The following is a 12004-nucleotide window of genomic DNA, read 5'->3' as shown; positions in this document are numbered from 1 at the left end:
ACGGCTGATGTTTGAAAATGCATTTGGCATTAAGAAACGCCGCGGCGATGAAGCAGAGAAACCGTTCTGGATCTCATATGCCGACCTAATGACGGCCATGATGGTCCTGTTTCTGGTCGTCATGGTCGCTTCGTTAAGCTCAGTTACACAGCGGATTCAACGCGCCGAGCAAGGTGAAAAAACAAGAGGGCAGGATATATCCAGACTCTGTGAGCGCCTCGAGCTACATGCCCGTGATGTTAACAAAAGCATTGTGGTGGATTGCCATGATAACCGAATCAGTTTTGGTGAAGCCGGGCGTTTCGATCACAACCGTTTTTTCCTGAATGCTGAAGGGCAAAAAGCACTGCAGGATGTTGTTCCGCTGGTGCTTGATGCTGCCGACAGTGAAGAAGGTAAGAAGTGGTTTAAGCAAATTGTCATTGAAGGGTTTACCGATACTGACGGCTCATATCTGTATAACCTACATCTCTCTCTACAAAGATCTGAATGGGTAATGTGTAGTTTGCTCGATAGCCGCAGTTCGCTGCAAAAAAGTATTACTGCAGAACAACAGATCCAAATACGTAAACTCTTCCTGGCGGGTGGCGTCTCCTTCAATAATGCTAAGGAAAGTAAAGAAGCTAGCCGACGCGTCGAGTTACGTATGCAGTTTTTCGGGCTAAAAGATAAGCGTGATAAAGCCGATGAGGTGGATTTTACCCCTGTCGTCAATAAAGAAGTCTGTCAGTTGGTAATGCCTCAATGACGCCAGCCCTGGATTCTCTTTCTCAGCGCATTGCTGCGAGACTCTTTTCCAATCAAAGGGAAGAAAATTATCTGCATAATGATTTCCAAACGTTGGCTTCCGCTGCCTTCGATATGGAAAAACGGTTTGATAAAGCAGAAAAAATCCCCTCACCACCACAAGAAATGCGGTTGGAGGCTCTACGTCGCCTTCGTCTTGCAAAAGAACTCACGGAGCGAGAATGGCGGATGGTATTTTATGGTCTTGCCGATAACGATCCGTTATATCCAGACCGACCAATCTTGCTTGAGGATGACGTATTTTTTCCTGAGGTAGACAACGCTATTAAGAAGCGGCTTGAATCTAAGGAATTGAAACGAAAGGATTGGGCAGCGCTTTGTTCAAGTTACTTTGCATATCAGCATGAATCTCCTGAGGCAAATCCACATTGGTGCGTACTACGTAGGCACATCGCCCAGGGCTACTCTGTGGTGAAAGCCGCTATCCGCAGAGAAAAGTCGTGGATGAAAACCATTGAGTTTTATCACGATATTTTTACACCGCAAGCGGGCGGCATGATATCCCAACAGCTACTTTCCGGTGAGAATAACTCTCTATCATCACTGGAAAAAATCGCGCAAATCCCCGATAGCAGCTGGTTATGGAAGCGTATTTTCACGGTGTTGTTGGCACAACTCGATACGCTTGACGATCAACAATTCCTGGAGAAAATTAGTTGGTTGTTAGGTCTGGCTGCGCAGTGGCTACGTTTTCGCGACGACATTATGACGGCAACGCTGACGCGCTATTACCATTCCACTTATCGCGATCAGGCTCATACAGCACTGAAACAGGCCGCACTGGAATACTGGGATAACCCGCAGCTAAAAAGCCAGCAGAATAAGTGGCATCAATATGTTTCTGAACCCGTTGCAGCCATGGTGCGGGGCTGGCTAGCAAAACAAGACCTGATGCACTTCTTCGAACTGCTTCGCGGCAATGGCGATGTTGACCAGGCAAGGTTGCACTACTGGCTGCGTTTCGCCAATCAGATGGGATTCACTCGTATCGTGATGGGGCCAGATGCCTGGCACGATCGTGGTAGCGACTTTATGAAATTCCGCGAGGAGAATCGTGGACGGCTGAGTCATTTGCGTGGTGGACGTAGCTTTGATAACGCCATGATCATGCAGATTAACGATTACATTTTCGTGGAGTTTTCCGGGACAGGGAACGCAATGTACGCTTATCGAGTAGGTCAGGCGCCGTTCAATCCAGAGACAAGTTCATTAGATATTAATATCCATTTAAAAGATAAATACCGTAATGTTCTTCGACTGCCGCATACCCCTCGGGCTGAGGGCTATAACAAGGTCCGTATTACCGGCTGGATGTTGAAATACGACGATGAGCTGCGCAAGCTGGGTATCCGTTGGATGGCTGAAGAACCCATCAAGTTTGTAGACAAGAAAGCTCCCTCTCCCGTCTCGGTATCTGATGTTATGATCATCAACCCATTGAGAGATACAGCCATACAGCGTCTGGTTGAAAACACCTCTTGCGTCGTCAGCGATAACCGGCAAAAAGGTGGTGTGCTGTCTGTTCAGCTCAAGTCACCGCATGACACAACGGAAAGAGAGTTGCTCCGACTCGGTTTCGCCCCCGTCACTAAAGAACCACATCGCTACTGGATCAAATAATGCTCAAACGTCTGTTAAGTAAACTGACGGGAAACCGTCAGCAGATAGAACGTCATCTGAAGAATAAGTACCAAGTCGAAGACAGCGGCCTTAGTTTTCCACAATCGTTGGTTGATGTGCCGGAGCTTTGGGCTCTGGCATCCTGGCTTGAGCAATTGGTTGAAGAAGACTATCTGATATCACTCACAGACCGATGGTTGCTGAGCTGGGACGCGTTGTACCGCCTGCTGGAAGATGAAGAGCATGCCAGTAGCCTGCCTCTGATTGGCGTCCCTAAGGTTTTGCCATTACGCGCAAGTTTAAGTTCGCGAGGGGCATTAAGCGACAGTGATTTTCGCGTCTGGATTGCTGAATGGGCCACGCTCCCGGTCCGTCACCTCATACGTTTAAACCGCACTGGTGCTATTTTTAACCATGAAAACCAGCAGCATTTATTATCGCGAGAAAACTGGGCACTCAAGCAGTCGGTTGAGCAACTCAGTGCACAGCAATCACAATCTCCCAGCGAAACGACTAACCAGTTGGGATGGGCTGCTGTCCGTAAATGTGCGAAACAAGCCGCTGCAAAATTTGATGATTATTTAGAAAAAACACACGTCATCAAACCGACCTCATTATCGTTACGCCTGCGAAAAGCAACGATTGCTGATACTGCCGTGATAGAGATTGAGCCTCACTTCGATGATCAGCCTGCCAACTGGCTTGGCAGTTTTGACAAAAACGCTCAGGTTCATGATAGCTATCGCATCCCCGGAGAAAATGGCGAGCTCAGCCATGTCATCATTCCTCCCGAGGTGAAAGAGGTTCTCAATTCAATTCATTCCATTCCAGGCCGCCGAGTAGCCGGAAGCGAAGCTCTGTCATTTGTTCGCAACCCCTACACATTCCTGGGTGAAGATGCCGCTAGCGTGATTGCCCCTGAAGAGCATGAACAGGCACTATTTGATGCCCATATTTTCTTCCATCACTTTAGGCTCCAGCCCCGTCTAAATGATGAGAACAAGATAGAGGATATTACGTTGGTTCTGGAGCCCGTCTCGCCAGTACCACAACCGGAAGTCACCTTCCTCATTACCGCCCCTTGGGAGCTGGATAAATTTATTCAGGCATTGGGAATCAGTGTTGCGGCACAAATGCCTGCAGGCTCCTGGCAGGGTTACGAGCTGGAACTGAGCCAATTCACCGAACAGCAATGGCATGATTGCCAGTCACTATTATCTCGCTGGCAGCAGGAAATCGAAGGTAAAGAATTCGATGATGTCCTTGATATCGGTAAATATGGCGATCGTGTTATCGGTATTGGCGAGTTCGAAAAAATATCATCTCCCTGGCTGACCAAAGCGCAAAGTGAAAATTGGCTCCCCGATGACATCGATTTCTCTGCATTTTCGGTCGAAACACTGGATGGCTGGCAGCCTGAAAACCTGCACCATCTCGATGAACTGCAGGAAAGAATCACTCAGGCAGAAGCGGCTGGTGAATCACATATCATCTCCCCCTGGAATGACGCTGAATTACCACTGGATACGGCTAAAACCTTCTGTAAGAACTGGGAAAAACAGCAAAACACGGCAAATGAATCGCAGGGCAATGTTGATGCTAAAGCGGCTCGGGCCGTCCTTAAAATTGAACAGAATATTGAAAAAGCGGCCTACATCAAACAGCGCCGGAATTCGCTCCTCAATGCTCGTCATGCCGAGCCTGAAATTCCCCTTAGTCTGAAAGAACATATCCGGCTCAAAGATCATCAGCGGGAAGGTGTTGCGTGGCTCCAGCAGCTCTTCCTTCTTTCACCACAGGAAACGGCAGGTTGCTTACTGGCGGATGATATGGGGCTGGGGAAAACGCTGCAAATCCTGAGTTTCCTGGTATGGTTCATCGAAAAATTCCCAGATGAGCCACCCAGCCTCATCGTTGCCCCTGTTTCTCTTCTGGATAACTGGGAACGTGAGCTGGATAACTTCTTCCATACCACAGGATTACCGGTATTGAAATTGTATGGTGAGACTATTAAAGCGGTGAAATATCCCAAACAAGCCATCCCTGCACATCTGCAGTCTCAGGGCATTAAAAACCTGCTTAAACCGGGCTGGCAAGGTGAAGCAAAAATCATTCTCACAACATACGAAACGCTACGAGATCAAGAATTTTCTCTAGCGCGGCAACCTTGGTCCATTATGGTTTGCGATGAAGCGCAAAAAATAAAAAACCCAGCAGCGTTAATCACACATGCTGCCAACGCTATACAAGCCAGATTTAAAGTTGCATGCACCGGTACACCGGTAGAGAACACACTTGTAGATTTGTGGAGCTTATTCGATTTCGCTCAACCAGGATTGCTAGGAGCACTCAATGAGTTCGGTAAGCATTATGTTCGCCCAATTGAGAATGAATTAGGCCGCGATACTGCTCGTCTTGATAACCTGCGAGCTCTTATCGAACCCCAAACTTTGCGTCGAACCAAAGAAGAAGTTGCGCGTGATTTACCAAAAAAAATTGAAGTGGCAGAGTGTAAACATCTGCCTCTCTCAAGCGCCCAAAAACAGTTGTACCTTTCATCTATTGCAAGTTGGCAGCAACAACAAGCACTAAGCGAAGGCATGCAGCAGGCCGGAACAGGTATGTTGGGATTATTACACAAGCTGAAACTCATTTGTGCGCATCCTGCTGTGGTGGTTCCAGATCTCCGTTCCAAGGGGGAATCACCAAAATTGAACTGGATGATCAAGAAACTAGAAGAAATTAAACATACTAGTAAAGATAAGGTGATTATTTTTACTGAACTTCGTGACTTGCAGCGCGAACTTCAACACGCCATAAATCAAAAATTTGGTTTCCGCCCTGTAATAATAAATGGTGATACCAGCACCAAAAATCATAGTCAAAACAGCCGCCAACGTCTGATTGATGATTTTCAGGCACAGCCAGGATTTGGGGTGATTATTCTCTCAACTGTTGCAGTCGGATTTGGTGTTAATGTCCAGAAGGCAAATCATGTTATTCATTTTACGCGCTGCTGGAATCCAGCCAAAGAAGACCAGGCTACAGATAGGGCGTATCGAATAGGGCAAACAAAAGATGTGTACGTCTATTATCCGACCGTGAGGGACGGTGAAATTACAACCTTTGAAGAAACGCTTGATGATCTTCTTCAACGTCGACGTTCGTTAGCTAGAGATATGCTTTGCTCTACACCTGATTTGAGTACTACAGATTTTGGGGAAATTTTAAAGGGCGTGTGAGCTTTTAAAGTATGGTTGTTAAATTTCATCTCGCTCATCTTAAATCTAAAAATCAGGATAGACACATTGCGGAAATGAAATTTGTTAAGATGATAATTTGGTCTTCTGAATTGACTCTCACCATATTCTTTTCGAGTCAATCCAAACGGAAATGCCTCAACTTTGGTTAAATATTGCGTACTGCTTTCCAGATTTATCTTTCTTAAATTCTGTTCATTTTCTGAAATCGCATAATGTCCCTGCCATTACCGGCAGGGATTTTTTATGGGGTTTTGCAATGCGCATTGAGCCAGAAGTGATTACTGAGCATAACGAGTTGGTTAACTCAACCAACATCAAGTTCATCATAAACGGACGCGATGAAGCTCTGATACAAATTAAGCAATTGATTCAGAAACTTAATACCATTTCTCAATTAACTGCAGGGATCGGTGGCGGCTGTGCCGCTGAATGGGCAATGAAGTCAGGACCTCAGTATGATTGCTGGCTGATGGAAAATATTGAGATAGCGATGCCAGTGATCACCCGAAATATCGACCGCAGCGTGTGGCAAGACCTGATGCTGAAATTCGGCATGCTAGCTCTGATGGACGCGCAGGCTCGTTCTCAATGGTATCAGAATCTAGAAGATGGCGATTTTCCTGCTATCTGTGAGGAGAATATTCTCAGCACTTTTGAACAGTTGCATAAGAGCACAACCGATATGATTGAGCGTGGGATTATCAATGTATTCAAGGGGCTGTCATGGGATTATAAAACCAACTGCCCGTGCTTTTTTGGTAAGAAAATCATTATGAAAAGCTTGGTAACACACAACCGCTGGGGCTACAGCCTAACGAGTAGATTTCGTCTAGACCAATTTGCAGATTTGGAACGGATGTTGTTTTCGCTTGATAGCAAAACGATATCCGATACACATGGCGATATTTCGATGCGTCTGATGGAGCATATCCGCGATAATCCCGACAAGGATGTTTACGATGATGCCTACTTCACAATTCGCTACTTTAAGAAAGGTACTGCACACCTGACGTTTAAGAGGCCTGAGCTAGTAGATAGGATGAACGACATCATTGCTAAGCACTATCCGGGGATGCTTGCAGCAGCGCGTTAGGATGGATTTAAGTTGATCAAACTTAACTTATACCAGCCGTTACAGAGACGTTTGATTTTTATAAATACGAGAAGGGAACAAATGTAATTTATTGATTTAATTTGGCACGCCCTACAGGATTCGAACCTGTGACCTACGGCTTAGAAGGCCGGTGCTCTATCCAGCTGAGCTAAGGGCGCATAGTGGTTGCGTCGGATTATACGTTTGCACGCTCTCGCGTCAACGTTTTTGCCGCCCTGCGGCGCCAGAGTGTTGAATCATTGAACAATTCGTCCCAAAGACCGAGCAGTACGCCCCACGTCGCGCGCCATCCTCCCTCAATACCCATGCCCAACAATCCACCCAGCCATCAATGCCGCTTACGCCACTCGCTCATCGAAACCAGATTACTCACCTCGCCAGACTCCCCTTCCAGCTCAATCCCCTGCTGCGTAAACCGCGCATTATACTGCTCTCGCAGCGCATGCAGTTCAGCACTCTCCGGCTCCAGCTGACGCAGAAATCCCAGCGCCAGCAACAGCTGCTGCCGCGATATCAGTCCCGAAAATCCAGCTTTAGTCAGAATCCCGTGCCAGCGCACCGCGTTCTCGTCGCTGCCATCGACAATCAACACCTGCCAGATCAGCATCACCGCGGCGCCGTTAGCCAGATGGGTTTCATTATCGCCCGCGATGTAATCGGTGAACTCTTTTGCCGCATCCTTACCCATCAGCGACAGCATCGATTCGATGTGCACCGGCGGCAGTTGCAGCCTTTTACTCAGCCCTTGCGCAGCATGGCGCGAACCGGCCGTCAGTAGTTGAAACCCTACAACAAACACCACCGCCAGCGTGGCGAGTATTAACCAAATCATCACGGCATCCACATAATTTCCTGAGGGACATAATACGCGTTAAGGCGGCCTCACGTCACTGCGGAAAGTCGTGAAACGCACAGGCGAAATGAATCTCTACCTGACAGCCGCACGCGCTTCTGACAGAATAGGCGCCAATCCCCGATTTAACTCTCTACAGATGGATTTCCTCTCTGATGGCAGCAAAAATTATTGACGGTAAAACGATTGCGCAGCAGGTGCGCCTTGAGGTTGCCGAAAAAGTACAGCAGCGTCTGGCAGCTGGTAAACGTGCACCAGGTTTGGCAGTGGTGCTGGTGGGTGAGAACCCCGCGTCGCAGATCTATGTCGCCAGCAAACGTCGCGCCTGTGATGAAGTGGGCTTTATCTCCCGCTCCTACGATCTGCCTGCGACCACCAGCGAAGCCGAACTGCTGGAACTGATTGATACGCTGAACAATGACAGCGAAATCGACGGTATTCTGGTTCAGCTGCCGCTGCCAGCCGGCATCGATAATGTCAAAGTGCTGGAACGTATCGTGCCGGACAAAGATGTCGATGGCTTCCATCCTTACAACATCGGTCGTCTGTGCCAGCGTGCGCCGAAGCTGCGTCCTTGTACGCCACGCGGCATCATCACGCTGCTGGAGCGCTATAATATCGATACCTACGGCCTGAACGCTGTGGTGGTTGGCGCATCCAATATCGTCGGTCGTCCGATGAGCATGGAGCTGCTGCTGGCGGGCTGCACTACCACCGTCACGCACCGTTTCACCAAAGACCTGCGTCATCACGTTGAGCATGCCGATCTGCTGGTGGTGGCGGTCGGTAAACCGGGCTTTATTCCGGGTGACTGGATCAAGCCAGGCGCGGTGGTGATTGATGTTGGCATCAATCGTCTGGAGAGCGGTAAAGTGGTGGGCGATGTGGATTTTGCGAGCGCGTCTGAGCGTGCGTCTTATATCACCCCGGTTCCCGGCGGCGTTGGTCCCATGACCGTTGCGACCCTGATTCAAAATACATTAGTCGCGTGCGAAGAGTATCACGACGTGGAGGAGGCATAATGGCCAGTTTTTCTTTGGGCGAACATGCCCACGTTGATTTGTGTGACCTGCTGAAACTTGAAGGTTGGGTGCAGAGCGGTGCGCAGGCAAAAGTGGCTATCGCGGATGGCGAAGTGCGCGTGGATGGCGCAATCGAAACGCGTAAGCGCTGCAAGATTGTGGCAGGCCAGAAAGTTGAGTTCGCCGGTTATGAAATTACCGTTGTAGCTTAAGCATTCAGGCAAATAATAAAGGGGCGAACTGCGGTTCGCCCCTTTTGCTATTCTGTGGCTGGTAAATTCAGGTACGCATCAACGTGAACTCTGCGACTTGAGAATTCGAGTGCTGATGACAGCGCACCCTTCAATCTGCCTATTCGGGTGCCGATAACCGCGCACCCGACAATATTACTTACGACGCCAGCTCGAACCCTGCGGACCATCTTCGACAATCACGCCCAGCTCATTCAGCTTGTCACGCGCCACATCCGCCTGTGCCCAATCTTTTGCGGCACGCGCATCAGAACGCGCTTTGACCCAATGCTCGATCTCTGCCACTTCGTCATCATTCACCTGCGCACTGCTCTGCAGGAACTGCTCTGGATCCTGTTGCAGGATGCCGAGCACGTTCGCCAGCTGACGCAGTTTCGCGGCCAGTGCATCAGAGGCGGCTTTGTCTTCAGTTTTCAGGCGATTAACTTCACGCGCCATGTCGAAGAACACCGAATAGGCTTCCGGCGTGTTGAAGTCGTCATCCATTGCGGTGCGGAAGCGCGCTTCAAACTCTTCGCCGCCTGCTGGCGTAGCGCTGGCATCGGTGTGACGCAGCGCGGTATAGAGACGCTCCAGCGCCGCACGTGCCTGATTGAGGTTATCTTCGCCGTAATTAAGCTGGCTGCGATAGTGGCCCGACATCAGGAAGTAACGCACGGTTTCCGCATCGTAATGCGCCAGTACATCGCGCACGGTGAAGAAGTTGCCCAGTGATTTCGACATCTTCTCGCGGTCGACCATCACCATGCCGGAGTGCATCCAGTAGTTGACGTAATCGCCGTCGTGCGCACAGGTTGACTGCGCCACTTCGTTTTCATGGTGCGGGAACATCAGATCCGATCCACCGCCATGGATATCGAAGTGGGTGCCGAGCTGTTTGCAGTTCATCGCGGAACACTCAATGTGCCAGCCCGGACGACCGTTGCCCCACGGCGAATTCCACGCGGGCTCGTTAGGTTTGGACATTTTCCACAACACGAAGTCCATCGGGTTGCGTTTGATCTCGGTGATTTCAACGCGCGCGCCCGCCTGCAGCTGAGTCAGATCCTGACGCGACAGCACGCCGTAACCTTTGTCGCTCAGCACATCGAACATCACGTCGCCGTTATCGGCCACATAAGCGTGTTTGCGTTCGATTAAACGCTCAACCAGTTCGATGATTTCAGGGATATGGCGCGTGGCACGCGGTTCCAGATCCGGCGGCAGGATGCCCAGTGCGTCAAAATCTTTGTGCATTTCAGCGATCATACGGTTGGTCAGCGTTTCGATGCTCTCACCGTTTTCGTTGGCACGTTTGATGATCTTGTCTTCAATATCGGTAATGTTACGCACATATTTGAGCTGATAGCCCACATAGCGCAGATAACGTGACACCACATCAAATGCAACGAAGGTACGCCCATGACCGATATGACAAAGGTCATAAACCGTAATTCCACAGACGTACATGCCGATCTGACCAGCGTGGATCGGTTTGAATTCCTCTTTCTGACGGCTCAGGGTGTTATAGATCTTCAGCATTGAACGATTCCGTTATTAACGTTTGCGGGATACGCCTTTCCAGCGTAGCTGGGTATTGTGCCGTATTTTTCTCAGTTGTGCATCGCTCGCTTACCTTCTGTGGCTGCCTTACTGACGAGCCATCGGAATTTGTGATATAAGAGGCGTCTACAAAAATGCCCCGCCGCTTAGCAGGCGCGGCAGTTGATACTGACGACACCCGTAACAGGACGAATATAATGGTCACTTTCCAGACGAACCATGGCGACATCGTAATCAAAACCTTCGATGACAAAGCGCCGGCTACCGTGAAAAACTTCCTGGACTACTGCCGTGAAGGTTTCTACGACAACACCATCTTCCACCGTGTTATCAACGGTTTCATGATCCAGGGCGGCGGTTTTGAGCCTGGCATGAAGCAGAAAGACACCAAAGAAGACATTCGTAACGAAGCCAACAACGGCCTGAAGAACACCAAAGGTACGCTGGCAATGGCCCGTACTCAGGCGCCACACTCAGCGACTGCACAGTTCTTCATCAACGTAGCAGACAACGACTTCCTGAACTTCCGTGACGAAAGCCTGCAGGGCTGGGGTTACTGCGTGTTCGCTGAAGTGGTTGAAGGCATGGACGTGGTTGAGAAAATCAAAGCGGTGAAAACGGGCCGCAGCGGCATGCACCAGGACGTTCCGGTTGACGACGTTGTCATCCAGAAAGTGACTGTTAGCGAGTAATGTCGCGCACGCTGTTTATCGCAGATTTGCATCTGTGCACAGAAGAACCGGCAATGACTGCCGGTTTTCTGCATTTTTTGCAGGGTGAAGCGCGCGATTGCGATGCGCTTTACATCCTCGGCGATCTTTTTGAAGCCTGGATTGGCGATGACGATCCCAATCCGCTTCACCGCGAAATCGCCGCGGCACTGAAAGCCCTGCCGATCCCCACATTCTTCATCCATGGCAATCGAGACTTCCTGCTCGGTAAGCGTTTTGCACGCGCCAGCGGGATGACGTTGCTGCCGGAAGAGCAAGTGCTCAGCCTGTACGGCCATCGCGTGCTGATTATGCACGGCGATACCTTGTGTACTGACGATGAAGGCTACTTACGCTTCCGCGCCAAAGTGCATCAGCGCTGGCTACAATGCTTGTTCCTCGCCCTGCCGTTGCGCATCCGCATGCGCATTGCCGCACGTATGCGCGCCGACAGCAAGCAAGCCAATCAGCACAAGTCGATGAGCATCATGGATGTCAATCAGCAAGCCGTGATCGATACGATGACGCGCCAGCAGGTGCGGATTCTGATTCACGGGCATACCCACCGTCCGGCGGTGCATGAGCTGTTGGTGCAAGGTGAAAGCGCCCAGCGCGTGGTGCTCGGTGCCTGGCACGAAAATGGCTCAATGATTCAGGTCGATGCCGATGGCGTGCAGCTGGTCGAATTCCCGTTTTAAAATCGCATCCTAAATAGTCGGGCGCACCCGTGCTCGACACTCAGCGGGATGAAGATTCATCATCTGCCCATCCTGACGCATCATTGCCCGTTTTCCGGCTACGCAACCGTTTTCCTTGCTCTCT

10 protein-coding genes and 1 tRNA gene are annotated in these 12004 nt (G+C 49.9%); 8 read left to right on the top strand and 3 right to left on the bottom strand.

Annotated elements, in window-relative coordinates:
- The first annotated feature begins 7 nt into the window (after positions 1 to 7).
- The 4 genes from zorB1 (at position 8) to JK231_RS04245 (ending at position 6783) form a co-directional block, all read left to right on the top strand.
- Positions 8 to 748, top strand: a complete 741-nt coding sequence (zorB1, locus tag JK231_RS04260) for a type I Zorya anti-phage system protein ZorB1 (protein ID WP_211728068.1) — start codon at positions 8 to 10, stop codon at positions 746 to 748.
- On the top strand, positions 745 to 2427 hold the full coding sequence (zorC, locus tag JK231_RS04255) for a type I Zorya anti-phage system protein ZorC (RefSeq protein ID WP_211728067.1): 1683 nt from the start codon (positions 745 to 747) through the stop codon (positions 2425 to 2427). The genes zorB1 and zorC overlap by 4 nt, the downstream gene beginning before the upstream one ends.
- Positions 2427 to 5669, top strand: a complete 3243-nt coding sequence (gene zorD / locus JK231_RS04250; RefSeq protein WP_211728066.1) for a type I Zorya anti-phage system protein ZorD — start codon at positions 2427 to 2429, stop codon at positions 5667 to 5669. The genes zorC and zorD overlap by 1 nt, the downstream gene beginning before the upstream one ends.
- A 277-nt stretch (positions 5670 to 5946) precedes the next feature.
- Positions 5947 to 6783 (top strand): DUF4942 domain-containing protein, encoded by an 837-nt coding sequence (locus JK231_RS04245; RefSeq protein ID WP_211728198.1) that lies wholly within the window; start codon positions 5947 to 5949, stop codon positions 6781 to 6783.
- Positions 6784 to 6885: 102 nt separating this feature from the next.
- Here the strand turns inward: JK231_RS04245 and JK231_RS04240 are convergent.
- A tRNA-Arg gene (locus tag JK231_RS04240) sits at positions 6886 to 6962 on the bottom strand.
- Positions 6963 to 7132: 170 nt separating this feature from the next.
- Positions 7133 to 7636: a DUF1198 family protein gene (locus tag JK231_RS04235; RefSeq protein WP_211728065.1), complete on the bottom strand. Its 504-nt coding sequence runs from the start codon at positions 7634 to 7636 to the stop codon at positions 7133 to 7135.
- Positions 7637 to 7812: 176 nt separating this feature from the next.
- Between JK231_RS04235 and folD the strand changes: the two genes are divergently transcribed.
- Both folD and ybcJ read left to right on the top strand, forming a co-directional pair.
- On the top strand, positions 7813 to 8679 hold the full coding sequence (gene folD, locus JK231_RS04230; protein ID WP_211728064.1) for a bifunctional methylenetetrahydrofolate dehydrogenase/methenyltetrahydrofolate cyclohydrolase FolD: 867 nt from the start codon (positions 7813 to 7815) through the stop codon (positions 8677 to 8679).
- The gene (ybcJ, locus tag JK231_RS04225; protein ID WP_058960844.1) at positions 8679 to 8891 is read left to right on the top strand and encodes a ribosome-associated protein YbcJ; all 213 of its coding nucleotides are present in this window, start codon (positions 8679 to 8681) and stop codon (positions 8889 to 8891) included. The genes folD and ybcJ overlap by 1 nt, the downstream gene beginning before the upstream one ends.
- Before the next feature lie 174 nt (positions 8892 to 9065).
- On the opposite strand, the gene cysS is transcribed toward ybcJ, so the two are convergent.
- Positions 9066 to 10451 (bottom strand): cysteine--tRNA ligase, encoded by a 1386-nt coding sequence (gene cysS / locus JK231_RS04220; RefSeq protein WP_034828229.1) that lies wholly within the window; start codon positions 10449 to 10451, stop codon positions 9066 to 9068.
- Positions 10452 to 10669: 218 nt separating this feature from the next.
- Here cysS and ppiB point away from each other — a divergent pair, with 218 nt between their 5' ends.
- Both ppiB and lpxH read left to right on the top strand, forming a co-directional pair.
- Positions 10670 to 11164, top strand: a complete 495-nt coding sequence (ppiB, locus tag JK231_RS04215) for a peptidylprolyl isomerase B (protein WP_034828227.1) — start codon at positions 10670 to 10672, stop codon at positions 11162 to 11164.
- Positions 11164 to 11880 (top strand): UDP-2,3-diacylglucosamine diphosphatase, encoded by a 717-nt coding sequence (lpxH, locus tag JK231_RS04210; protein WP_211728063.1) that lies wholly within the window; start codon positions 11164 to 11166, stop codon positions 11878 to 11880. Before ppiB ends, lpxH begins: the two co-directional genes overlap by 1 nt.
- The last annotated feature ends 124 nt before the right edge of the window (positions 11881 to 12004 follow it).

Origin of the sequence: Pantoea sp. JGM49 (genome assembly GCF_018257655.1) — a bacterium.
GTDB classification, from domain to species: Bacteria; Pseudomonadota; Gammaproteobacteria; order Enterobacterales; family Enterobacteriaceae; genus Pantoea; species Pantoea communis.
Note: the sequence above shows the minus strand (reverse complement) of the source record. Positions and strands in the feature narration are given on the sequence as shown.